The following is a 23,156-nucleotide window of genomic DNA, read 5'->3' on the forward strand; positions in this document are numbered from 1 at the left end:
CCTGGTGGAGCAGTTTGACGTCCGCACCCCAACTGGCACGGATGATCCCCTCTCCGACTCGGAGATCCAGCGCTACCGGCAAGAAATTGACCGCATGAACCGGATTATCCTGGAGGCGGTGAAAAGGCGCACGGAGATTGCCCACGCAATTGGCAAAACCCGCATGAGCTCCGGCGGAACCCGTTTGGTCCACACCCGCGAAATTGCCATTATTAACCAATTCCGCGAGGAACTGGGGGAGGAAGGCCCGGCGATTGCCCAAGCCCTTCTGCGCATGGGGCGCGGGAAATTGGGCTAGCCCTCCCCTTTTTGGCCTAGGCAACGCACTAGCCATAACGTGAATGTTCTACACTCTAAGATGTGAACGCAGTCCTCGTAGCCGTTGTCCTTATGCTGGTCCTTTCCCTTCTTCGCGTCCATGTGGTCGTGGCGCTGTTTCTAGGCGCGCTTTCGGGAGGACTGGTAGCCGGCATGGGCTTGGATAGGACGCTCATTGCGTTCCAGGACGGCTTGGGCGGCGGCGCCAAGATTGCGCTGAGCTACGCCCTGCTGGGCGCGTTTGCCATGGGCGTGGCCGCCACCGGGCTGCCCAAATTGCTGGCGGACTTCTTGCTCCACAGGATCAACTCGGACGGCAGTTCAGCTAAGGCAGCCTCCGCCACCAAGTGGCTGCTGGTAGCTGGAATCATTGCCATGGCGGTGATGAGCCAGAACCTCATTCCCGTCCACATCGCGTTTATCCCGCTGCTGGTTCCGCCGCTGCTCAACGTGATGAATAAGCTACGCCTTGACCGCCGGCTCATCACCTGTTGCATCACCTTCGGTTTGGTGACCACCTATATGTTTATCCCCGTGGGCTTTGGTTCTATTTACCTCAACGATATTTTGCTCTACAACATTGGTGAGGCAGGGCTAGATACCTCCGGGATTAATGTCATGCAGGTCATGGCTTTCCCCGCCCTGGGAATGCTGGTGGGCGTGCTGATAGCTATCTTTGTCACCTACCGCACTCCGCGCGATTATGCCGATGTCTCCTTGGGCACCGCTCCAGAAAAGGCCCCGGACGTCTCCCGGTACAAGGTGGCGGTAGCCATGGTGGCCATTGTGGCTACCTTCGTGGTCCAGATCCTCATGCAATCCTTGGGATTTGAGGCGGACGGCCTGTTGGTGGGCGCCCTCATCGGCCTAGCAATCCTGCTGGTTACCGGCGCGGTTAACTTCCGCAACGCTGATGACATCTTCAGCCAGGGCATGAAAATGATGGCACTCATTGGTTTCATCATGATTACTGCCCAAGGCTTTGCTGCCGTGATGTCCGCAACCGGTGAGGTGGAGTCCCTGGTTACTACCGCCGGTGACGTGTTCGGGGACAACAAGTTTGCCGCCGCCGGGGCCATGCTGCTGGTGGGACTTATTGTCACCATGGGTATCGGTTCTTCCTTTTCCACACTCCCCGTTATTGCCGTGATCTTCGTGCCACTGGCAGTGTCATTGGGCTTTAGCCCCGCTGCCACGGTGGCGCTGGTGGGTACCGCAGGCGCGCTTGGTGACGCGGGCTCCCCGGCATCAGATTCCACGCTGGGCCCCACCGCAGGCCTTAACGCCGATGGCCAGCATGACCACGTCCGGGACTCCGTTATTCCTACGTTCATCCATTTCAACATCCCGCTGCTTATAGCCGGCTGGGCTGCTGCGATGATCCTTTAAACCCAAATGCACTACGGTAGAAAGCATAGAAAAATCACCGCCTGAGAAAGGTCTGTTTCCACATGTCTATTTCATCCACCTCCGCTTGGCAAAAGCTGGAACAACTAGCTGAATCCAAGGAGCTCGACCTCCGTGAGTTGTTTGGCAAGGACGGCCGCGTAGAGCGCCTTTCTGTTGATGCCGCCGGCTGGCACGCCGATCTTTCCAAGAACCTCCTCGATGAGGACATCCTGGGCGCGCTCCTAGCGCTTGCCAAGGAAGCCAAGGTGGCAGAGCGCCGGGAGGCCATGTTCGCAGGTGAGCACATCAACCTCACTGAGGACCGCGCTGTGTTGCACACTGCCCTGCGCGCGCCCAAAGACCACCAGATTAACGTTGACGGCCAGGACATCACTGCCGATGTCCACGGGGTCCTAGACCGCATGGAACAATTCGTCGGTTCCCTCCATGATGGCACCTGGACCGGGCATACCGGCAAGAAGATTGCCACGGTGGTCAACATTGGCATCGGCGGCTCTGATTTGGGGCCGGTCATGCTGGCGCAGGCGCTGCGCACCTACAAACACGGGGACTTAGACGTCCGCTTTGTCTCCAACGTGGACCCCTCCGACATCGCCGCAGCGCTCAGCGACCTGGACCCGGAGACCACCTTATTCCTCATTGCCTCCAAGACCTTCACCACCCAGGAAACGCTCACCAACGCCCATGTGGCCCGCCGCTGGGCACTTGACGCCTTTGACGGGGATGACTCCGCCATTGCCAAGCACTTTGTGGCTCTTTCCACCAATGAGGAAAAGGTCACTGAGTTTGGCATTGATCCGAAGAACATGTTTGGTTTTTGGAACTGGGTGGGTGGCCGCTACTCCGTGGACTCCGCCATTGGCTTGTCCATCATGGCGCTTATTGGCCCGAAGAACTTCCGCGATTTCTTAGCCGGCATGCACGCCATGGACACCCACTTCCGCACCGCCCAGCCGGAAGAAAACCTCCCGCTGCTCATGGGCCTGCTAGGTGTCTGGTACACCGACTTCTTGGGCGCGCAGACCCACGCCGTGCTCCCCTACTCCCAGGACCTGGCGCGCTTCCCGGCTTACCTGCAGCAGCTGACCATGGAGTCCAACGGCAAGTCCGTGGACCGCGACGGCCGGGCCGTTGCCGTGGACACTGGGGAGATTTACTTCGGTGAGCCCGGCACCAACGGCCAGCACGCCTTCTTCCAGCTCATCCACCAGGGCACCCACCTCATCCCCGCGGATTTCATTGGCTTTGCCACCCCGCGTGAGGACTTCCCTACTGCCGATGGCACCGGCTCCATGCACGATCTACTCATGGGCAACTTCTTTGCCCAGACCAAGGTCTTGGCCTTTGGCAAGACTGCTGCGGAAATTGCCGCTGAGGGCGTGGCGGAAGACCTCATCCCGCACAAGGTCATGCCGGGCAACCGCCCCACCACCACCCTGGTGGCCAAGGAGCTAACACCGCATGCCGTGGGCGCGCTCATTGCCCTCTATGAGCACATCACGTTCACCCAGGGCGTCATCTGGGACATCAACTCCTTTGACCAGTGGGGCGTGGAGTTGGGCAAGCAACAGGCCAACGACCTAGCACCCGCCGTCTCCGGCAAAGAGGAAGCCAACTCCGGCGACGCCTCCACCGACGCGCTTATCAACTGGTACCGCGCCAACCGCTAAGCCACGCGCCTAGTCAAGGCCAGGAAAACGACTAGGAAAACGGCTAGGAAAACGGCTAGGACTCCCCGCCGCAGCTTGTTCAAGCTGCGGCGGGGAGTCCGTTTTCTCACCTATCCATTGAAACCGCCCCCGCCCACCGGGGTGGTGACTAGAGCTTTACCATTGGCTCGAAGCCGTGCGGGATGGCGTCGGAAAATACCACCTGGCGCCCAAACGGGAAGCACGTCACCGGAATCATCTTCAGGTTGGCCAAGGCCACCGGGATGCCGATGATGGTCACCGCCTGCACAGCGGCAGTAGTTACGTGGCCTACCGCCAACCACAAGCCCGCAGCAAGAAACCAAATCACGTTGGAGACAGTGGACAATCCACTAGTCCCTCCCACCGGCTGGACCACGGTACGCCCAAAGGGCCACAGCGCAAAGCTGGCCATCCGGAAAGACGCCACGCCCGCCGGAATGGTCACCACAAACAAGCAGGCAAAAACGCCAAGCAGAACATAGCCCAACGCCAGCGCGAAGCCACCGGTAAACAACCAGATAAGGTTCAAGATAAGTTTCATCACGCTAACAATAGCCGCTCCGGCGGCCAAAGACACCAACCGCCGGGAAAGCTACTGCCCCGAAGCACTTCTGCAGCTTTTACAGCCCGAACGGCAACAGGGAGGAAAGCATGGGCAATACCGCCGCAATCAGCCCCAGCACAGCAACTACTGCGCCGGCCGCGATGACCGCAATACCGGTTTCGTTTGGTTGACCATCTGCTGAGGACAGCGGGTTATCAGCCGCAGGTGCTTGAGCAAAACCCAGGTCAGTCTCACTCATCCCTTGGCCGTTGATGCAGGCTTCCCTGACCTTCTGCAGCCGGTCCATCGCCAGGAACAACGACCCCGCCGCTAGTTGATACCCGAGTAGCGCCTTATTCTCAGCGTCGGTGAGGTCCTTATTGGATTCCGTCTCAAGCCATTTATTAAAGGCCTTGCGCTGACTTCTGTATGTTTCCAGGCGTTGCCGCTCCGTGTTACGGGTGGTGGAGACCTGGTACCCATTAGCAACCTTGCGCCAATCGCCGTCCCACTGCGGAATATTTTTAGCCGGGTAGCCACGAAGCGCGTTGTAGCGTTCACTCGCTGACTGGAGCCTTTCCCAACGCTCCCCGATGATCTGGTGTTCTTCATTGGTGTAATTGATAGTGCAGTACTGCCCGTACACATCAACTGACACCGCTTGCGCGGGAACCACACTAACCTGCAGCAAAGTGGCCACAGCGGCCACAGAAGCGATCGAACGCTTGAACATAAAAACTCCTTGAGTTAGAACGAGAATGGTTACGAAAAACGCAACCGACCCTAGATATTTTAATACAAAATTATCAGCCCGACCGCTATTTCAATTCTCATTCAGCACTGGAATTCAGCCCTAAAAGCGGTGCCCTCACCGCCTGTCCTCCGTGACCGGCACCGCGCTACGCGGACAAAGGCTGGCAGCTTGGGCACCACCAGATAACCCGCTCAAGCTCACCTTCATCCCCACCGGCGTCAGGGCCTCCCAACAAGTCTTTCTTGATAAGCTCACCGCAACGCCGGCACCGTTTCCGGTTGCGCCCAAACACGTAGGCGGTTTCCCCGCCCCGCTTAACACCAGTGGTCACCCGGACGGGCTCATTCCGGTTGGCCCACATAATCTTCCGGCTGATATCAATGATCTTCTCTACATCCACCTCTGCGACCGGTGTGGCGGGGTGCACGCCCGCGATGAAACAGGCCTCCGCACGGTATTCATTACCGATACCCGCCACTACCTTCTGATCCAGCAACGCTGCTCCCACCGCCCGTGTGGGCCGCGCCAACATGCGCCGAATGACCTCCTCCCGGTCACCGTTGGACTCCCACTCCGGGTTCAACATGTCCGGGCCTAGGTGCGCTATCCTCGCTTCATAATTTTCCACCGGATAGACCTCCACAAAACCCAGCGAGTGGCCTACGACTTCGATGTCACGCGGGGTATGGGCAAGTTGCAACACTACCCGCGCGGTGTGCCCGGGCTTGCGCCACCTATCCCCCGCGTAATGCATGGCCCACTGCCCCTCCATTTTCAGGTGGGTGTGCAAGATGAGCTCATCAAAGCGCATAAGCAGATGCTTGCCGTAGGGCCAGATCCGCTGGCAGGTCATGCCGTCGAAAGACGCCAGGGCATACCTTGGAACCCGCACTGACGTCTTGGTCACTTCCCGTCCAACCATAAATTGCAACCGGTTGGACAGCTGTAGGACGGAATCACCCTCCGGCATGGCCACCTCCCCTTCATCAGGTCAAACTTAGGCCACCGCCAATAGTAGCGCCGCGTGCCCAGTGCCGCCCCAATCCACCGGGCATACCCCAGGACTAATCCTCCCGCACCCAGGCACCGATAACCCCCGGCACCGCCGGCGGCAACTTCCCCAACAACGCCCTGCGGTTAGGCTCCGCCTCAATCTTGGTTGTCACCGCATGAATCTGACCGCGCTTACCCTGACGCTGACCACCCCGACCACCGCCGGCCATTCCACCACCGGCCGCCTGACCACCAGAGCCAGTCGCAGAGCCCGCCCCTGAACCAGCACTGGAGCCAGCCACAGAACCTTGCCCACCAGCACCGGACAACCCAGAACCGGAACCACCAGACACACCGGAACCGAAGCCACCCGAAGCGCCAGAGCCAGAACCGTACCCCGAACCAAACCCGGAACCAGAGCCACCGCTTAACCCGCTACTGGAACGAATACCCGGACCGCTACCCAGCGAGCCACCGACAGCGCCAGCACGACCAGCACCGGCTCCCCCAGCCATGCCAGCCCGGCCCGCGGCACCAGCCCGCCCTGGGCCATTCCCGCTACCCGCACCAAGTCCTCCGGAATTTCCGGCTACGCCTCCGGCTCTTGCCTGGCCGGCACCGCCGGAACCAAAGCGTCCACCACCCGCAGTGCCGCCAATACCGCGCGAGGTTCGCAGACCGTTTAACGGTTGCCCCGCACCAGCACCACCGCCGGCACTACCGGCCAAGGCCCCGCCGCCACCGTTTCGCGCGCCCATTCCTGGGACCGAGCCGGGGATCCCTGAAACTATCGCCGAAGTCCCGCCAGCGCCACCGCCACCAGACGGCCCTGCGAGGCCACCCGGTGAAGATGCCGCCACCGAAGCACCCGCTGCGACAGTTCCCACGTCCTGTAAGCCGACGCCTTCAGGCGAGATCCCCAACCGTCCCAGCGCCTCACCGGCGGCCCGATCGATCATGCTCTGATGCTCCGGGGGCAAGCCCAGGTCCGCATTCGGGCGGACGCGACCGTCAACAACCTCAAAAGAACCAGGCCCTACCCGGCCGGATGCCGCAGCATCAGTCAAAGCTTTAGGCCACACAACCTCATCAACAGCCAGCCCTTCCGCATAACCGTCATGACCACCAAGCCCAACCGTTGCAGAGCCACCACCAGCACCTAAACCAAACTCCGAAGCCAAAGTTCCCCCACTAGGAAGTGAAGCATCTACTGCGTCCTGCAAACCCGACTGCGCCCGCGCCAAAGCAGCCTTCTGCGCCAACTCCCGTTCCTCCGGATCCTCAATTTTCTTAATCACCGCAGCATCCATCGCCGCCCCCAACATGGAAGTGACCGTCAAACCAGAAAAAGCAGCAGTCCTGCCAGCCATTGCCTCCGCATTAGCAGCAAACACCCGAGCAACCGCAACAGCTTGGCCTACCCGCTCAACACTCGCATCAATAGCCTCGCCCTTGTTCTCCTCACGAATCTGCGAAGCAATAGACTCCAACCGCTCCCCAGCCCGCGTCATCGAACGCGCCAACTCCGACCACCGCTGCGTAGAAGCATCAATCTGACCAACATCAATAGCCCCAATATCAGCAACAGCACTATCAAAATCATCACCCAACTGCACACCAGGCTTATGAAAAAATACCTCACGCACCGAATTCTCCGGCTCACGCGAAAACGGAAGATCCCTCCCCTCCGGCGAAACAGACTCAGAAACAAGATCTAAACCATAAGACAGCAACATATCTTGGCTGGTAAACGCCTGCGCCATTAGTTGATACATCTCAACGAACCACTCAGCCTCCGACGCCAAAGACTTCACCACACTCTCCGCAGAACCCGGATCACCCTGCAAAAAACGACCATGAATCTCACCAGCCTCCGAAAACCCAGAAATCGAAGACACCCCGGAGTTCAAAACCGATTGTGGATCACTTAAAGCTGCTTTCAATGCTCGCTCGACGGTACATAAACTGGCAGAGGCAGATTCTAAAGATTCAGTAATTTTCATTAAACTTCTCCTCTTTTAAATAAACTAACTAATATCTGAGAGGGGATTTCGCAGTAGGTCTCACCACTGGGTTCGAGCAAAAGGTTCGCGTAAACGATTGATACTGTCCCCCGGACTGTATCTACTGTGGCCTCACAGCTTTCTTCCTCAAAAAATCCGGGATATCGCGTTACCAGACCTCCAGGAATTTGCTCTATTCGACTTTCAACCTCCGAGAGACCGGTTTCAACCAGCAGTTCCACAGGATCTTCTGTTGCTGTAAAAAAGAAGGATCCGGCTTCACCTTGGTAATCATCGACAAGAAATCGACACTGATATCCAGCTCCCGGATCTTCGGAGTTCCTCAGAATCTCAATGCCCAACTCATCTGCTACCTCATCAGGAATATCGCGACAAGGACGGAAGATTTCCTCAGCAGAAAGCGGAGGCTCGTACGTGCCAAGCTCCGGCATCGACCAGGTATCCCACACGCTAGGCTCCTGATTATCACTGTTTTCAATAGCTTGGGAACTGGATTCCTCAACGGCCCGGCTAAGGGGCACCGCTTCCGTTTCTGTACCAGAACTGCCCGCAGCGCCACACGCGGTGACGCTTACCCCCACAGCAGATATAGCTACCGCCAAAATAAATCTTTTCAAAAGTTTCTCCCCCGAGTTATTAATAAATCACGGCATATCGCTTTGCCTATGCAAACTGTAGATATGCGCCTTCCCAACATCATGCCCTATAAGTAAGGATTTGTCAGCACCTCTTTTTAAATTCACCCGAATCCGGGCAATGGGCCCCTTTAAACATTTCACAAGCCTGGGATCAATCCCCGCCCGCGAAGTATGAGAGCCCACAGGCTGAGGCGGGCTAGTCGCATTGCTGACTTGTTCGGCTATTGTGCTCCGGGTAGAAAGCTCTTCTTAGTAGGAATCTGCGGCGGGGTATGGAAGCAAGGAGCCTGCTTCCTGCAACAATGGAAACCGGGGGTAGAACGTCAGGAACAAATCAAAAGGCCCCTGTGGTTTCGGTGCTTTCTGCTCCGCGTGCCATACACCGCAGAAAGCACCTTCGTCGCCGCTTTCCCGTGGGCCGGTTTCTAGCGGCTTCCCGGCGTGTCAATCAGGCAGATTGCGGGCCCCGGAAGCAGGGCGGTTCCGCCTCGTTGCCGGCCGCTATTGTTTCCTGCGTGGAGCTTGGTTGATTTCCTCCCCAAGCGCTAGTCCCGCAGTCAAAGCCCGCTATAGTTATCCCCATTATGACTAAGGACTCCGGCTACCTGACCCCGCAGAAAAAGATCCGTATTGCTGACTTAAAAGCCCTCAAGGGTGAGCGCCCGTGGGCCATGCTCACGGCGTATGACTACCCTACGGCCAAGGCGTTTTCCGCCGCGGACGTGGAGTGTCTCCTGGTGGGTGATTCTGCCGCCAACGTGGTCTTCGGCTATGACTCCACTACGCGTATCAGCTTGGATGAGATGGCGTACCTGGCCGCAGCCGTAGTCCGCGGTGCCGGCAACGCACTGGTAGTGGCGGATCTGCCCTTCGGCACGTATGAGGCCTCCGATTCCCAGTGTGTTGCCACCGCTACCCAGCTTATCCACCGGAGTGGAGCGCACGTGGTCAAACTTGAGGGTGGGCGCCGCATGGCCCCGCGTATCAAGGCACTTAAGGACGCGGGTCTGGCCGTGTGCGCGCACGTCGGGTTTACGCCCCAGTCGGTGGATAATCTCTCAGGCTTCAAGGTCCAAGGGCGTGCCGATGCCGCCCAAACCGTCCGTGATGACGTCCGCGCCGTCGTAGAGGCCGGCGCTGACATGGTGGTCTTCGAAATGGTTCCGGCGGAGCTGGCCACGGAGATAACAGAGTCCTGTCCGGTGCCCACCGTAGGCATTGGTGCCGGCGCGGGCACTGACGCGCAGGTACTGGTCTGGCATGACATGGCCACCATGTTCCCGGGCGGCCACCGCCCAAAGTTCGTCCGCGCCTTCGGCCAGGTGGGCCAGGCGCTCACCCAAGCTGCGGCAGACTACAAGAAGGCCGTCGTAGAAGGCGACTTCCCGGGCAAAGATGAGATTTTCTAAACAAACGCACAAATCATAGGCCCACCACAGCAAGGCTTATGGAATAGTTCCGTCCAAAACGGTGCCTGGGTAGCATTCCAGAGACGGCTCAGACCACGATTTTGCTTACCCTACTGGTGGTTCGTCTGGCTTCTTGTTCGCTGCTTTTGGTATAACCGCCTCCAGAAGACTCCGCTTTCCGAAGAGGGCCCTGCTGCGGTGCCATATCCTAAATTTGGGAGGTTCACTCACAGCAGGGCCCAGCGTTCAGCTTTTGTCACTTTAAGAAGAAGGCTGGAACAACTGCTTTAGCTTGCGGTGGGAGCATTGGTGCCAGGAAATGAAGGCCTGCGGCCAACAGGGCTAGCACTGCGGTCACTGCTCCACCCGCGATAAGGGCGATACCGGTGGCATTGGGTTTGCCGTCTGCGGAGGACAAATCAGAACCAGTGGCGCTTGGCTTGTGGCCTGGGGTTGGCTCAGCGGGGTCGGCGGGGCTGGGCGCAGGTGAGGCCGGGTCGGCGGGCTTGGGCGCAGGTGAGGCCGGGTCGGCGGGCTTGGGCGCAGGTGAGGCCGGGTCGGCGGGGCTGGCTTGAACAGCGGTACACTTGCGCACTGCATCGTCCTTTATCGTGATGAAAGCGTCAAGCGGCTTGTAGATCTTTAGCAACTCCTGCGCATAAACACGACTTTCTTCATCGTTGTCTTCCTTGGCAAGTTCCTCGTTGAGCACAGCGATTTGAGCTTTGACGGCTTCGCGTTGCTTGGCCAAGAACTCCTTTTCCGCGTCAATCTTTGACAGCTCCAGGTCGGGGTTGACTATGTCTGCTACTGTTTCCTTCCGGTCGTCGGAGGTGGCAGTTTCCTGGAGCTCTTTGATGAGCCCGGCTTCCTTAGCGTCATAGGACAGGGTGCACTTGTCTCCTGCAATGTGAACCTCAGCCGCACTGGCGGGGGCGGCAACCGTGGCGGATAAAGCGGTGGCTGCAGCCGCCGCGGCGATATAACGTTTAACCATGGGGTACTCCTTCGAGGGAAGATTTTGGCAGGCTCAGATATCTAAACAACTGAGCAAAAGCACACTACGTTTACTGGAATCAAACTTACTGCACCCCCTCACAGTCAGTTAAAAACGCTGGTAGCAAGGACTAATCCCTAACGCGGCTGGGCTTGCCAGAAATCCACCATCTGTTTCCCCACCAGAGACAGGGGTGACCCTCTACCCAGAATTACCCGGCCAACGGCGTCCAAAGCCCTACCAAAAACTGGACCGCTCCAACCAACCTCCTGGAACAATTTAATGTCGATTGCCAGCCTCATGCCGCCTGCCTTTCCCTCCGGTGAAAGTCCTTAGTCAGCACTCGCAGCGTGGATACCGCTGTAGTACTCCTGCATGACGTCAAGGCTCACTTTGCTACCGGATTTCGCCCCTTCGGGCACGCCCTCCCGGGCTTCACGCCACGGACGCTCGCTGTGCGAAAGGTCGCTCAATTGCTGACCCGATAAATCGGCGTAGGCACCAAGCACTACATCAATTGTTTCACGTTCAGCGTCGGTCAGGCAGCTGGAATCACCTTTGAACATGTCGGGGTGCGCGGTGAAGAAACCGCGGTGAAGGTCGTACAAATCTGGAATCACCGGCCCGTTTGCCCAAGCCTCGATCGGGGAAACGAACAAAGGCTTTTCGTCCCAAACCAAGCTCCAGGCTTGTGAGTAGTACACGAGCTTCTGCAACTTGAGGGTGCTGATTGTGCCTTGTTGGCGCTCTACGATGTACTTCGCTACGTCAGAAACACTGGCCACGAGTACCTTCCTCCCCTTTGAACCCTGGCTATTCACAACCCTTTGCCGTCTATTATCGCCGAACCACCCTTTGACTGCTAGCTGCACGATGGGCATCGATATTCCCAACCCAATTTTAGGCGCGGACATGGGAAAACCGCCCGGGCGCACCACCCCCGTTTATAGTGAGTCCGCAGCCCAGGGAGTTCCACAGAGTGGCTCGCCTTGTTACGTTGGCCGCATGGATGAAAAGACACCACGGCCAGGCACCGGCGCCGGGGCAAAGGCTCCCAGCAACACAGCCGATGTCCAAGGGCAGGAAAAGCCCGGCCTAAATACAACCGAAACCTGTTTGGAGGCAGCCTACCAGCGCGTAGCTGCTGAACTCTCCTAGGAAGATTACGCCTTCGCCACGGCCGTGCGCGCTCGTCGCCGCGCCCGGGAGCGCAGACGTCATCACCGGAGCAATACCAGCGGTGTCTAACGTACTGGGGACTAAGCCCGCGTGCTACAACTGCTCCACAAACACCGCCCGGTTATCCAGCAGCCGCGGCTTGCCCACCTGGGCGGCAATGAGCAGGCGGTTCTCCCCCACCTGCGGCTCGCCCAAGTCTGGGGAACGCAGTTCCAGGTAGTCCAGCTTGGCTGCCGGCTCCGCCGCAATGCGTTCCCGCGCCGCCGCCAGAATCTCGTCTACGCTAGTGTGCTCAGCGCCTGCCGCCAGGGCCTCGGACAGAGCCACCGCCTGGGCGGCTTCATCTGCACTCAGGTACTTGTTCCGGGAGCTCATGGCCAAGCCGGAATCCTCGCGCACAATCGGACCACCAATGATTTCCACCTCCATGTTGAGGTCTTCTACCATCTGCCTAATGAGCACCAACTGCTGGTAGTCCTTCTCCCCAAAAATGGCGTGGGTGGGCCGGGTGATGTTAAACAGCTTGTTGACCACCGTGAGCACGCCCGCAAAGTGCGTGGGCCTAGATCCGCCCTCCAGCGTTTGCCCGGCTGGGCCGGGGTGAATGACCGTGCGAGTACCGTGCGGGTAGATCTCCGAGGTCCGCGGGATGAACACGTAGTCCACGCCCAGCTCGCTTAACTTGCCGATGTCCTCTTCCACCGTCCGCGGATAAGCCTCCAGGTCCTCGCCTTCCGCAAATTGCAGCGGGTTGACGAAGATGGTGGCCATCACCGTGGCACCGGGAATCTCTAGTCCGCGGGCGGCTAGGCTCAGGTGGCCTGCGTGCAGCGCCCCCATGGTGGGTACTAAAACAAAGGGCCCGGTGTGGCCTGCGCGGTGCGCGCGCACCTCCGCAATCGTGCGTAGAACAGTAGTCATTGACATCTCCTTTTCAACGGAGATAATCCTAGTGTCCACCGGCCCAGCCCGGTTATTTGACCACGACAAAAATTCAGCCAGCTAGGAGCTCACCCAGCTGGTTTGTTGAAAGTTATTCGGCTCTTGCCCGCAGGGAGTTACTTGCTATCCCCAAGCTCGCGGTTGACGGTCTCAGCGCCAAGGCGCACCAGGATAGCCAGGGCTTCTTTCTCAGTGAGCTGATCGGAGACTTCACCGATAACCTTTCCAAGGGCCTTGTGCTCAGCAGAGCCGGGCAGGGTCAGCCTTTCGACCAAGCGGAGCTCATCCATTTCGAGGGGAACACTTTTGACTGCATGATAATGGGAGGAAGACATGCCCCATAGTTTAGCGTTTCGCCCTCAATTTTAGAAAGCCAATTCTTATGCAATTGCTTACACCGGCCCGGCCTTGCGCACTAGCTCCCCGACACCGGGCAGTTGTGACCGCGCTAACTCACGTGCTAACGCTCCCTAATCCCCGACTACCCCGGCTTACTGAGAGATCCAGCCCACTCCCATCCATGGGATGGGGCGGACTGAACGATTGCTATGAATCTTATACCCTGGACGCCTAACCGCACAACAGGCACATACCACTTCCGCACCTTCGCGCCGTTTGAGCGTGAACTGTGGTGCCCGCCTCCGTGTTCCAGATGGCCAATAAGCTCCCGGCCGGTCAACACCGGGGTAGCCGTGGATTTGGTCAATCCATTCCGGTGGCACGGCGCCAAGTCCCCACTTAGCACCAAGCAATTTGCCGGCAATGGCCGCGACGGTACCGGTGTTCCCGCCGCCGCGCACACCAGCACGCCCAGCGGCACCACCACAGCGGATATCACCGGCGCGGTGGTGTGGGCAAAAAATGTCTCAATCTGCCCGATATCGCGCGTGAGCCGGGTGAGCATATCTCCTGTCCCCACGGCCTTTTCCCCCGTGCGCGCACTAATAGCCGGCGCCTGCGGGAAGATATCCCTAAAGACCCGAATGCGAATTAACTCCAGGGACTTAAACGCCACCAGGTGACCACAGAAGTGCTCCAGGTAACGCAGGAAGGCCTTGACCACTGCGGTCAGCACCATCACGGCCAACACCGGCACCAGCGCCCACTTACCGCTTAGAATCGCGTACGCCGGTACCACGAAAAGCACAATGCCCAGCACCTGGTTCAAAATCCGGAGCGCCGTGGACCAAGCCAGGGGCACCAACACCGGACGGGTGATCCCCAGCACCCACTCCACCACGGCCCGCGTACTAACTGAACCAACAGAACTCACAGAACTCACAGCACCTCCCCCGTAACGTCCACAATCTTTCCGCCCTCAACGTGCAGCACCCTGTCCATATGCTCCACAGCGCCGGCCCGGTGCGTGGCCATAATCACCGTGAATTCCCGCCCTAAGTCCCCGATGGCGCTTAAAATCTCGCTCTCCGATCTCAAGTCCACGTTCGCGGTGGGCTCATCCAACAAGATGACCGGCCGGCCGGACACCACCGCCCGCGCCAGGGAAATCCTTTGTGCCTGTCCGCCGGATAGCCCCAGCCCCTGCTCCCCCAGCTGGGTGTCAAGGCCTGCTGGCAGGGCACGAACTTCATCGGCCACACGCGCCCGCTCGAGTGCCTGCCACAGCTCCGCGTCCGTAGCCTCCGGCCTGGCCAAGCGCAGGTTATCTGCAATAGTCCCGCTAAACAGCCACGTGGATTGCCGCACTACCGCCGATACCCCCACCGCCACCGTCCCCGAATCCGGCACTAGCTCCCCCTGCAGCAGCGCCAACAGCGTGGACTTGCCCTGTCCGGAACGGCCCACAATAGCCACCCGCGCACCGCGGGCCACAGTAAAGCTGACCCCATCAAAAATGGGTTTGTCATAGCCAAAGCGCAGGTCACGGACCACCACCGCCGGATCAGCCGACTCCGGCACATCAACCGAATCATCCGAACTAGAAGCCCGCGCACCGCGCAAGAACCCAAAGATACCGCGCTGGCTGCCCAGCCCTCCCATGCCGATGTAGAAAAACGCCCCCACCTGGTCCATGGGCTCCAGCAGCAAAATACTCAACCCCAGGAGCATAATCCCCTGGCCTTCACTCAACGTGCCCGCGCGCACCCCATGGATGGCAAGCCCCGCCGCCACGGTTACCAACGCCACGCTAAACGTCACGTCAATGACAAACAAAATCAACTGGTTGCTCTATAACAACCGCATAATGTCCAATCGGTTGCGCTCCCCGGCGGCCTCCAACTCATCCGCTTTGCCCTCCGCCACGCCCAACAGCCGCAGCGTCACCAAAGACTGCAAGGACTCCATGTAGCCTGCCGCCAAGTCCTTGCGCGCGTCCTGGGTATCAGAAGAAACTCTTGACGCCACTTTCCTAAACCCGCCCACTAGCAGCGGGACCATAGGCAGCATGACTAGCAACACCAGCGCGAAATCCCCCGATACACACAGCGCCACCGCAGCAATGACCAGCAGCGGCGCCGTCAAAGACGCCACCAACTGGGAAACAAACCTCGCCCTAAAGGCCATCATCTTCTCTGCCGCCTCAGTGGATAAAGCCACCACCGCACCAGTACTGGTCCGCGCCGACCTAGCCGGCCCCGCCTTAAACACCGCCCCCAACAGCCGATGCCGCACCAGCGACTCCTCACGCACCTCACCCCGCGCCAACAGCCACCCGCGCAACCACAACGCCACCGCAACAACCACCGGCCCTACCAGCACCGGCCCCAACCCCGGCCGCTGCGGATACGCGTCAACAATGCGCCCCGCACCATAAATACTCAGGCACATCCCCACCACCGCCACGAGGTAGAGCACCACCCCCAGGGCAATAGACTTCCTAGCCCCTGCACCCAACACATAAGGCACCGGCGGTTTGTCCTTGTTGCGCTGCAATAGCTTCATAGGGCCAGCCTAGTCTTGCCAAGTAGCGTCCACAATGGGGCGGAAGCCGTAGTCCTTAGGGTGTAATACCTGCCGGACCAAGCTTCTCATCTTCTTGCGGACTAAAGGGCGTTGCTAACGGGGCTAGCGAAAGCCTTGAGATCGTCCCATGAATCGGCATCTTTGATATTTTGCTCGTAGGCAATGAGATAACCCCATTTCTGCCCCTCGTAGGCCTTTTCAGCAGCTAGTCGCCGAACTATAGCCTCCGCAGCCTTTCGCTTGGCTTGCACCTGGGCGTCGTGCTTTCCCTTCTCTGATTTTCCCTCGATAATCCAATGCACTCCGTTTGTATCTAAAGCAACAAAATCTGGAAAATAGCGGTCTTTAGGCGTGTAGTACACCAGTGCGTTGTCTTGCGAATGCAAACGATGCCACCACACGATGCTTGGAGAGGTATTCAACAACCGCGCCAACTGGTACTCACCAGTAAAAGAATCAAACGATTCCTCTGCGAACAACGACTTGAACCAACCACCGTATACTCGGTATTTCTTAAAATCGTCCTTACCCTCAACTTGATCATGCACTTCCTCACCTAACGGCAAAGAATACCCCTCACGCGGCATTGGTTTCGGATGAATAACTGGTAATTCACGAATGGAGCGTAGCGTTTCAACTGCGTGCTCCGTAACCAGCCGTTGCAATTCCCTTCGAGCCGAATCCAGGGACTTAACTGTCCATCCTTCAAAGCTAACTTCCCGCATGAACTTTGGAACCAGGAAAGTCTCTATGTAGCGTTTAGACTCTTCTGTCTTGGGTACTTGCGCCAAATTGAGTACAAGCTTTATCAAAGCAAACTTTGCTTGCTCATCATCAATCGAAACTGAATCAACCTGTGCGCTCTCCCGGTCTTCGGTTCGAAGGGCCTTACCGAGCGCGGCGACAATCTCCTTTCTAAAAAGTACATCACCCGCCGAAGTCACCTGACGAGCGGCTTTCTCCAGTCTTGTGTCCTCTATTTCTGACAACTCAACTGGAGGTTGATCAATCTTAATAGTTGCCACGGGGAACTGGTACGAAACGTCAGCGAAAGCAGGGTTGCGCTCGATCGTGACTAGATTCCATTCTGGCTCTTTCTGAGACTCTTCCCCTGATTCCGAATCGGGTATCTCACGGAACCCGAGCCCTGGGGAACCCGGGTCGTCATCCCCTGAAACCGGTACGTTAACGGGGGTGTCAATTAGGCCTGGACCTTCTCCGGATTTAAATTTTTCCGAAGTTTCGGAGCTGTCAGCCGGGAGTTCCTCTCCGCCTGAGGTTCGTGGGGTCGCTTCGCCCTTGCGACCTTCCTCATCGACAATTTTGCGGATCGCTTTCTCGACTTCCGATTTGTTGTGCTCCGCAATGGCGTCTTCCAACCCAAATTGCTTCAACACATTCTCCGCTTCTAGAAGTTCGCTAAAAGACTGATGAGCAATAATATCAAGTTGGTCAATTTGACCATTTCCGGTGTACTGACCGAAGGGGAGGCGCAGTCCGCGCCCCATGGTCTGCTGGGTCAGAACCTCCGACGCCATAGCCCGCAGCGTGACTACTACGGCAATATTTTTGACATCCCAACCCTCCTTCAGCTTGTTGACGCTCACAACCGCAAGTACCGGCGATTCTGGTCGGTCCAGGTCGTCTAGCCTCCGCTGACTCAACTCATCCTCATGCTTTGAATCCACCTGTAGCACCGCCGCTTCTTTGCCGAAATACTCAGGTGAACGCAACAGGTCCGCAACCTGGGTGGCGTGGTCAACGTCCGAACAAACGACAAACATTACGGCATTCACTTTAGGAAGCCCATTTATTGCAGCGTGCTCGTCGTAGTGGACCTGTTTCAAAGAACGAAGCTGCAAAGCATCCCGCAACTGCTGTTCTTCGGAGTCTTCATCTGTACCATAACCGCTCTTGCGGAAAGCGAGGACCGGTGCTTTGACATATTTGTCTTGAATAGCCCGGTAGAGAGGATACTCAAAAATTACGTGATCAGTCTTCTTGTCCACAGACGCCGTTAGGCCGACAGTTGCGGCAGGGGCTAGCTCTTTCAATGCCGAATTAAACGCAATTGCCTTGGAACTGTACAAGTGGGACTCATCCGCGATTACCACTAGATCTTCTAGCTCTTTTAAGTAATCAAAGAGAACTCCGGCATGCTCGTCGAACTTTCGTGGCTTCCGCTGAATCGAATCCTGGGTAGTTCCACGAGTGTCACCTTCGGCGTTCTTTGGCGCGATGAGTTGCTGAATGTTGAAGATAAAGGCCAACACCGGTACTTCCCGCCCAAAGGCCAATTGCTCTGGGCCATTTTGGCGAGCTATCCACGCAGAATAATCCTGTGGAGTGACCACTTCCGGCGGGACAGGCGAACCAATAATATACCGAGGCGACCCAGGCGTGAAGTTCTGAACCGTCTTTGACTGCACTGTCTTACCTGGCGTTACTATGACAACGTTTCCCACACCCTGCCGACGTAGGTACTCAACGAAAGCGGCCATCAGATATGTCTTCCCCACGCCTGTCGCCAGGTTGAGCACCTGTATCTGGGCCGGGTCGTAGTCCCCATCAAGGGTGAAAATCAGCTGCCGCAGTGCTTCCTTATTTGGAGCACGAAGCGAAAACTCGGCGCTAATTGATTCCAGCAATTCCGAATCGAAACAAATATTAAGTCGTTTAACCATTATTAAAAATCACTTTCATTATAGCGGAATATATCATCAGGCAGAGCTACCACGCGAGAACCCCTAACGGTCTTACGTAAGTGCTCACGAACGCCGTCCATTACCGTTGTGGCCGCAAGAACAATCGTCTCCCCTGGTCGGATCTGAGTTGCCAGCCAGTCCACAATCTCTACCGAAGCTGCACCTTCTATAACCTTCAAAAGTGCCTTGCCTCGTCGCGCGTCAAAGACAACCCCATCGCCGGAGTGAAGCAGCTTGAACCCTAGGTTCGCAGCTACTGAATCAATCAATTGCTGACCGGTTGCTGCAGGAGTCAATAAAGCCCGATCTAGCTCCGCATCATAGTCGAAACAGGCAGGTGAAAGATGTGCAACCTGAAAACCGCCACCGCCCCTCCAGTGGATAATCTCCTTGACTCGCTTAGTCTTAGCCGCGTTCTTCAGGGACTTAATGTCGGCACTCTTCTTCCATTCAGGGCAAGCGGATAGAGCCTTGTTTAGAAGCTGCGTAAACTTAGCAGCTTCATCCGCACTCATGACCTCCGCGATCCCCGATTCTGCAACAAACTCACGGTCCCCCTTCGAGCGAGAAATTCCACCGCCGTCGCGATTGGTTATGACCTTTTCCAGGCGGGGCTTAGTAAAAGTCTCAAATGTCTCCTCAAGTAGCTCACACGTCACCCATCGCCTACCCATTTTTTGAGCCACAGCAGCAGTTGTACCTGATCCGCCGAAGACATCAAGAACAACATCGCCAGGATTAGAGCCTATATGGATAATCCTCTCGAGAAGTTTCTCAGGTTTAGGCGTGGAAAACGGGGATACATGTGGAAAAAGCTTGGAAATTTCGGACTTTGAAATCCTGTTTGAGCCGGTATCTTCGTAGCGCCAGGTGTTGTGGTAAGTCACACCTTTACCCGGCGTGAAGTAGATCCGTGTGAAAGGACCCAACTGACCGTTTCTTTCTTCAATCCAATCAATTTTATCATATTCGGCAGCGACCTTATCACGTGACCAACGCCAACGTCCCTCACTCCCATCCGAACGAATTGGTAGGACCAAATTGCCTGAAGGATCTTCGATTTCAAACCAGAGATTCGGCGAAGATTCTCTAGTTGAGTCCGAACCTGTCTTCCTCAAGGTTCGAAGACAGTACCAGTTTCCATCTTCGTCTCGCTTGTTGAAATGGGAAGGAACCTGGGTAATTTCCTGCCTATTAGCTACAAATTTCTCCGCATTAACGCTGTAGACTGCAATGTAGTCGTGACTGCCAACCAAACCTTTACTATCGCGCTGGGCTGCGTTGTCCACGCGCTCCCAAGAGACTTCAGTGATGAAATTGCTAGTGCCGAAAACCTCATCGAGCAATAGTCGCATCCTATGGTTTTCAACGTCGTCAAGATGTACCCAAATTGACCCATCGCTGGAAAGCAGCTTCTTCATATGGAGCAGCCGATCCCGCATCATTGTCAGCCAAATGGAGTGCTCGAGGTTATCCTCATATGAAGAGAAGGTTTGAGCAGTATTGAATGGCGGATCGATGTAAATGAGTTTTACCTTGCCGACGTACTTTTCGGCCAATTCAGGCACACGGGTCAGAGCTTCTAGTACATCTCCAGATTCACCGAGAATCAGGAGATTATCTTTCTGAGGAATAATGTCGGCTCTGTCGGAATAAACCTTCCCAGGATCCTTGTCGGCCTGCATTGCTTGGACAAAATCATCCATAACCAGGGTATGGGTCTCGCAATATCGAGGGTCTCGGGGATCGACCCATTTGTAACCATACCTACCCGACTCTGCGGGGATAAGAGCTTTATCCTTGTTGAACCAAGTTAACTCGAGTCGCTTCGCTGTCATCGAACCTACCTATCTATTTAAGACGTTCCAGAACCATGCTACCTACAAGCTACAAAACTCGAGAGAGGCAAGGCCTTATAAAAATTGAAACAGTTCACAGGAAGAATCCCCCGATTCTGCCATGTGAGCATCCTTGAAACCGAGGACACAGCTAAACCCCTTCGCTGCTATAGCGGAATATATCGTCGGGGAGGCTAACCACACGTGAGCCCCTCACAGCCTTACGCAGATACTCACGCACGCCATCCATTACCGAAGTGGCAGCTAGAACAATTGTCTCTCCAGGCCGGAGCTGAGGGACCAACCAATCCACGATTTCGGTCGTGGCTGCGCCTTCGATAACCTTCAAAAAAGAGTTGCCTTTTCGTGCATCGAAAACATAGCCATCTTCTGCATTAAGCAGCCTGAATCCGAGATTCGCGGCCACAGACTCAACCAGAACCTGGCCGGTAGCATCGGGAGTCAGCAAGACCCGATCCAGTTCAGGGTCATAGTCGAAACAAGCCGGCGATAAATGCGCAACTTGGAAACCTCCACCACCCCGCCAGTTCCGGGTTTTCGAGGGACCGGTTGCAAGGACCTTCTTGACTTTCGCGATCGCCCCGGCAACATCTTCATCCACTGGAAAGTTTTTTACTATCGCGTTTAGAAGATCCGTAGCTTCCTGAAGATCCTCCGCTTCGAATTTGTCAGGAACGAGGGCCGAAGGTTTAACGACACGCTCTCTGTCAAAGGTTATTCCGCCGGCATCCTGATCGTGGACAACTTTCTCCAATCTAGGTCGAGTGAAATCATTGAAAGTAGTTTCTATTAGTTCACACGTTACCCACCGACGGCCCATCTTCTGGGCGACAGCAGCGGTGGTACCCGACCCGGCAAAAACATCGAGAACAATATCCCCAGGCTCTGAGCCAATGTAGAGTATCCGTTCAAGTAGTCGTTCTGGCTTAGGGGTGGAGAAGGGCGTCACTCCCGGGAACAAAGCTTTTATTTCAGATTTGGCACTACGGTTATGTCCAACTTGTTTGTTCGACCACCAAGACCTGGCCGGTTGTCCTTCTTCGGGAGGATACGATTTCCTACCGAAGCTAGTTTCTGTAACGAAAAACTCAGGCCAATCGCCCCTATCCAACCGAGCTCTTGCCTCGCGTTCCGCTTTTGCCATGTCTACCGGTGCTAGGTCACCGACGTCCTCGCGAAGGCGATCCACAGGAATGCCTGTCTCGGAAGACCTTTCGTTCAGATCTGGGTGCACCTCAGCAAACTCCGTGTACTGACTCAAAGCAGATAAAATCCTGCTTCTCTTGAAGGCCCACTGACGTCCCCGTGCAGGGTAGAGCCGTTCACCCGTTATCGGATGAATGATCCCATAAACTGACGAAACTTGTATACCTCGACTATCTGTCGAATGGGGAGCGGTTCGATTGTCGCTGAACCAAATACCACGCGAATCGCCGTCGGGGTTTTTGAATCGCGCGTTGTCAGACGCAGACCGTTCCATACGCTTGAACTGGGTCGACTCACCACCTGCGTAACACAGTATGACATCCTGGTCGATGGAGACGCGCTTAACATCACTTCGTGGCGAATCGGCTTTCTGCCATACAAACTCAGCCACGAAATTAGAACTACCGAAGACCTCGTCCAATAGCAGGCGCATACGGTGATTTTCAGCGTAGTCCAAATGCACCCAGATTGAGCCATCTCTCGCTAGGAGCTTCCGCATATGCACCAGCCGATCGCGCATCATAGTCAGCCAGATAGAATGCTCCAGATTGTCCTCATAAGAAGTAAAGGTTTGAGCGGTATTAAACGGAGGATCAATGTAGATCAGCTTAACTTTGCCTGTATATTTGTCCGCAAGCTCGGGAACCCGAGTGAGAGTTTCCAGAACATCGCCAGACTCCCCTAGAATCAGGAGGTTATCATTTTGTGGTTCTAGGTCGGCCCGGTCAGAGTAGTTTAACTTATCAACTTTTGGCGACTGTTTCCCGTGCGCATAATCGTCGAAGACAAGAGTGTGGGTTTCGCAAGACCGCGGATCAGAAGGTGCGACCCATGTGTACCCGTACCTTCCCGTCTGGGTAGGAATTAGGGCTTTGTCCTTGTTATACCATGTCAGCTGGAGACGATCTTTTGCCATGCATATAGTCTACATTGTCGCCACGCGTTTTATGCTATGAATAAGGACCACTGTGCTGGGCTTGGAATTTTCCCTCAGCGAGATCCTTATACGCAGCTTTTTCCAACTCCGAACCCCCAAGCAGCCTCTTGAGGCGATCGTTTTCCTTCCGGAGCGCTTCAAGCTCACGAGCCGCGGCACGCGACATCGTGCCGTACTCCCGACGCCAGCTGATCAACGTTGCCTCCGAGATTTGGAGCTCACGCCAGATTTCCGCGTTAGTCGTCACCGCTTCGGAAAGTTTAGATGCATTCTCCAGGCGCTAGGCTACCGCACACCACTGGAAATCGTGACCGAATATTGCTGCCAGAACCAGCTTCCTAAAATAATGTAAACCAGGGTTAATCGTTTGGAACAAAACCAAAGGCCACTTCACCCTTGTCTTCAAGGTCTACTACGGCACACGCTCAAGCTTCTCGGTCCGAATATTCCAGCCAACACCAATGGGGATTCAAACTGGCGCGGTAATAGTATCACCTCAGTGGGTGGGAATTTTGATCACCGGCGCTCGTGCGATGACTATCCGGGGTAGGCCAGCCAACTGACGGCGGACCTCATTCAAATTTACCTACCCTCACGATTACTCCTGTTTCTATCAAAGCCAACG

General features: G+C 56.4%; 20 protein-coding genes and 1 pseudogene. 5 read left to right on the plus strand and 16 right to left on the minus strand.

Annotated features, from left to right (window positions below):
* Position 1 precedes the first annotated feature (1 nt).
* From F4V58_RS08405 to pgi, 3 genes are all read left to right on the plus strand, one after another.
* Positions 2-298, plus strand: a complete 297-nt coding sequence (locus F4V58_RS08405) for a chorismate mutase (protein WP_075736645.1) — start codon at positions 2-4, stop codon at positions 296-298.
* 62 nt (positions 299-360) lie between these two features.
* Positions 361-1,707, plus strand: coding sequence for a Na+/H+ antiporter family protein (locus F4V58_RS08410; protein WP_075735059.1), 1,347 nt, complete (start codon positions 361-363; stop codon positions 1,705-1,707).
* Positions 1,708-1,769: 62 nt separating this feature from the next.
* Positions 1,770-3,398: a glucose-6-phosphate isomerase gene (gene pgi, locus F4V58_RS08415; protein ID WP_075735061.1), complete on the plus strand. Its 1,629-nt coding sequence runs from the start codon at positions 1,770-1,772 to the stop codon at positions 3,396-3,398.
* A 148-nt stretch (positions 3,399-3,546) separates the two neighbouring features.
* Here the strand turns inward: pgi and F4V58_RS08420 are convergent, their stop codons facing one another.
* From F4V58_RS08420 to F4V58_RS08440, 5 genes are all read right to left on the minus strand, one after another.
* Entirely contained in the window at positions 3,547-3,960 is a 414-nt protein-coding gene (locus F4V58_RS08420; protein ID WP_075735063.1) for a YccF domain-containing protein, read from the minus strand.
* 79 nt (positions 3,961-4,039) lie between these two features.
* The gene (locus tag F4V58_RS08425) at positions 4,040-4,696 is read right to left on the minus strand and encodes a hypothetical protein (protein WP_075735065.1); all 657 of its coding nucleotides are present in this window, start codon (positions 4,694-4,696) and stop codon (positions 4,040-4,042) included.
* A 166-nt stretch (positions 4,697-4,862) separates the two neighbouring features.
* A complete protein-coding gene (locus F4V58_RS08430; protein ID WP_075735067.1) occupies positions 4,863-5,687 on the minus strand; it encodes a DNA-formamidopyrimidine glycosylase family protein in 825 nt (274 codons plus the stop codon).
* 94 nt (positions 5,688-5,781) lie between these two features.
* Positions 5,782-7,713 carry a hypothetical protein gene (locus F4V58_RS12540; RefSeq protein ID WP_075735069.1) on the minus strand — a complete coding sequence of 644 codons (1,932 nt, stop codon included), beginning with the start codon at positions 7,711-7,713 and terminating at the stop codon, positions 5,782-5,784.
* Positions 7,713-8,351 (minus strand): DUF3558 family protein, encoded by a 639-nt coding sequence (locus F4V58_RS08440; protein ID WP_169833314.1) that lies wholly within the window; start codon positions 8,349-8,351, stop codon positions 7,713-7,715. Before F4V58_RS08440 ends, F4V58_RS12540 begins: the two co-directional genes overlap by 1 nt.
* Before the next feature lie 605 nt (positions 8,352-8,956).
* On the opposite strand from F4V58_RS08440, the gene panB reads away from it, so the two are divergent.
* Positions 8,957-9,781: a 3-methyl-2-oxobutanoate hydroxymethyltransferase gene (panB, locus tag F4V58_RS08445; RefSeq protein ID WP_075735073.1), complete on the plus strand. Its 825-nt coding sequence runs from the start codon at positions 8,957-8,959 to the stop codon at positions 9,779-9,781.
* Between the two features lie 256 nt (positions 9,782-10,037).
* Here panB and F4V58_RS08450 read toward each other — a convergent pair whose 3' ends face one another.
* Together F4V58_RS08450 and F4V58_RS08455 are read right to left on the minus strand one after the other, a co-directional pair.
* Positions 10,038-10,778 (minus strand): MerR family transcriptional regulator, encoded by a 741-nt coding sequence (locus tag F4V58_RS08450; protein WP_075735075.1) that lies wholly within the window; start codon positions 10,776-10,778, stop codon positions 10,038-10,040.
* A 332-nt stretch (positions 10,779-11,110) separates the two neighbouring features.
* On the minus strand, positions 11,111-11,563 hold the full coding sequence (locus F4V58_RS08455; RefSeq protein ID WP_075736647.1) for a Panacea domain-containing protein: 453 nt from the start codon (positions 11,561-11,563) through the stop codon (positions 11,111-11,113).
* A gap of 220 nt (positions 11,564-11,783) precedes the next feature.
* Here F4V58_RS08455 and F4V58_RS12545 point away from each other — a divergent pair, with 220 nt between their 5' ends.
* Positions 11,784-11,936 carry a hypothetical protein gene (locus F4V58_RS12545; protein WP_169833315.1) on the plus strand — a complete coding sequence of 51 codons (153 nt, stop codon included), beginning with the start codon at positions 11,784-11,786 and terminating at the stop codon, positions 11,934-11,936.
* Positions 11,937-12,050: 114 nt separating this feature from the next.
* Here the strand turns inward: F4V58_RS12545 and panC are convergent, their stop codons facing one another.
* The 9 genes and pseudogenes from panC to F4V58_RS13080 all read right to left on the minus strand — a co-directional run bounded on the left by panC (position 12,051) and on the right by F4V58_RS13080 (position 22,778).
* A complete protein-coding gene (gene panC / locus F4V58_RS08465) occupies positions 12,051-12,878 on the minus strand; it encodes a pantoate--beta-alanine ligase (RefSeq protein WP_150385757.1) in 828 nt (275 codons plus the stop codon).
* Positions 12,879-13,015: 137 nt separating this feature from the next.
* Positions 13,016-13,234, minus strand: a complete 219-nt coding sequence (locus tag F4V58_RS08470) for a hypothetical protein (RefSeq protein ID WP_150385758.1) — start codon at positions 13,232-13,234, stop codon at positions 13,016-13,018.
* Between the two features lie 440 nt (positions 13,235-13,674).
* Positions 13,675-14,139: pseudogene (locus F4V58_RS13075) on the minus strand (ABC transporter transmembrane domain-containing protein); the annotation flags it as partial.
* 38 nt (positions 14,140-14,177) lie between these two features.
* Positions 14,178-15,080 carry an ATP-binding cassette domain-containing protein gene (locus tag F4V58_RS12880; protein ID WP_245802973.1) on the minus strand — a complete coding sequence of 301 codons (903 nt, stop codon included), beginning with the start codon at positions 15,078-15,080 and terminating at the stop codon, positions 14,178-14,180.
* A gap of 9 nt (positions 15,081-15,089) precedes the next feature.
* Positions 15,090-15,803 carry an ABC transporter transmembrane domain-containing protein gene (locus tag F4V58_RS12885; RefSeq protein WP_245802974.1) on the minus strand — a complete coding sequence of 238 codons (714 nt, stop codon included), beginning with the start codon at positions 15,801-15,803 and terminating at the stop codon, positions 15,090-15,092.
* 101 nt (positions 15,804-15,904) lie between these two features.
* Positions 15,905-18,508 carry a DEAD/DEAH box helicase family protein gene (locus tag F4V58_RS08485; RefSeq protein ID WP_075735083.1) on the minus strand — a complete coding sequence of 868 codons (2,604 nt, stop codon included), beginning with the start codon at positions 18,506-18,508 and terminating at the stop codon, positions 15,905-15,907.
* 2 nt (positions 18,509-18,510) lie between these two features.
* Positions 18,511-20,367, minus strand: coding sequence for a site-specific DNA-methyltransferase (locus tag F4V58_RS08490; RefSeq protein WP_075735085.1), 1,857 nt, complete (start codon positions 20,365-20,367; stop codon positions 18,511-18,513).
* Between the two features lie 151 nt (positions 20,368-20,518).
* Complete coding sequence (locus F4V58_RS08495; RefSeq protein ID WP_075735087.1) at positions 20,519-22,510, minus strand: site-specific DNA-methyltransferase; 1,992 nt, start codon at positions 22,508-22,510, stop codon at positions 20,519-20,521.
* A 34-nt stretch (positions 22,511-22,544) separates the two neighbouring features.
* Positions 22,545-22,778, minus strand: a complete 234-nt coding sequence (locus F4V58_RS13080; RefSeq protein WP_169833316.1) for a transposase — start codon at positions 22,776-22,778, stop codon at positions 22,545-22,547.
* Between the last annotated feature and the right edge of the window lie 378 nt (positions 22,779-23,156).

It is taken from the genome of Corynebacterium phocae, from assembly GCF_008693075.1.
Taxonomy (GTDB): Bacteria; Actinomycetota; Actinomycetes; order Mycobacteriales; family Mycobacteriaceae; genus Corynebacterium; species Corynebacterium phocae.

What these genes read in the sequence shown, in the direction of transcription:
- pgi (WP_075735061.1), top strand. Translation starts at nt 1,770, where the DNA reads ATGTCTATTTCATCCACCTCCGCTTGGCAAAAGCTGGAACAACTAGCT.
- F4V58_RS08420 (WP_075735063.1), bottom strand. Translation starts at nt 3,960, where the DNA reads ATGAAACTTATCTTGAACCTTATCTGGTTGTTTACCGGTGGCTTCGCG.
- F4V58_RS08425 (WP_075735065.1), bottom strand. Translation starts at nt 4,696, where the DNA reads ATGTTCAAGCGTTCGATCGCTTCTGTGGCCGCTGTGGCCACTTTGCTG.
- F4V58_RS08430 (WP_075735067.1), bottom strand. Translation starts at nt 5,687, where the DNA reads ATGCCGGAGGGTGATTCCGTCCTACAGCTGTCCAACCGGTTGCAATTT.
- F4V58_RS12540 (WP_075735069.1), bottom strand. Translation starts at nt 7,713, where the DNA reads ATGAAAATTACTGAATCTTTAGAATCTGCCTCTGCCAGTTTATGTACC.
- panB (WP_075735073.1), top strand. Translation starts at nt 8,957, where the DNA reads ATGACTAAGGACTCCGGCTACCTGACCCCGCAGAAAAAGATCCGTATT.
- F4V58_RS08450 (WP_075735075.1), bottom strand. Translation starts at nt 10,778, where the DNA reads ATGGTTAAACGTTATATCGCCGCGGCGGCTGCAGCCACCGCTTTATCC.
- F4V58_RS12545 (WP_169833315.1), top strand. Translation starts at nt 11,784, where the DNA reads ATGGATGAAAAGACACCACGGCCAGGCACCGGCGCCGGGGCAAAGGCT.
- panC (WP_150385757.1), bottom strand. Translation starts at nt 12,878, where the DNA reads ATGACTACTGTTCTACGCACGATTGCGGAGGTGCGCGCGCACCGCGCA.
- F4V58_RS08470 (WP_150385758.1), bottom strand. Translation starts at nt 13,234, where the DNA reads ATGTCTTCCTCCCATTATCATGCAGTCAAAAGTGTTCCCCTCGAAATG.
- F4V58_RS12885 (WP_245802974.1), bottom strand. Translation starts at nt 15,803, where the DNA reads ATGAAGCTATTGCAGCGCAACAAGGACAAACCGCCGGTGCCTTATGTG.
- F4V58_RS08485 (WP_075735083.1), bottom strand. Translation starts at nt 18,508, where the DNA reads ATGGTTAAACGACTTAATATTTGTTTCGATTCGGAATTGCTGGAATCA.
- F4V58_RS08490 (WP_075735085.1), bottom strand. Translation starts at nt 20,367, where the DNA reads ATGACAGCGAAGCGACTCGAGTTAACTTGGTTCAACAAGGATAAAGCT.
- F4V58_RS08495 (WP_075735087.1), bottom strand. Translation starts at nt 22,510, where the DNA reads ATGGCAAAAGATCGTCTCCAGCTGACATGGTATAACAAGGACAAAGCC.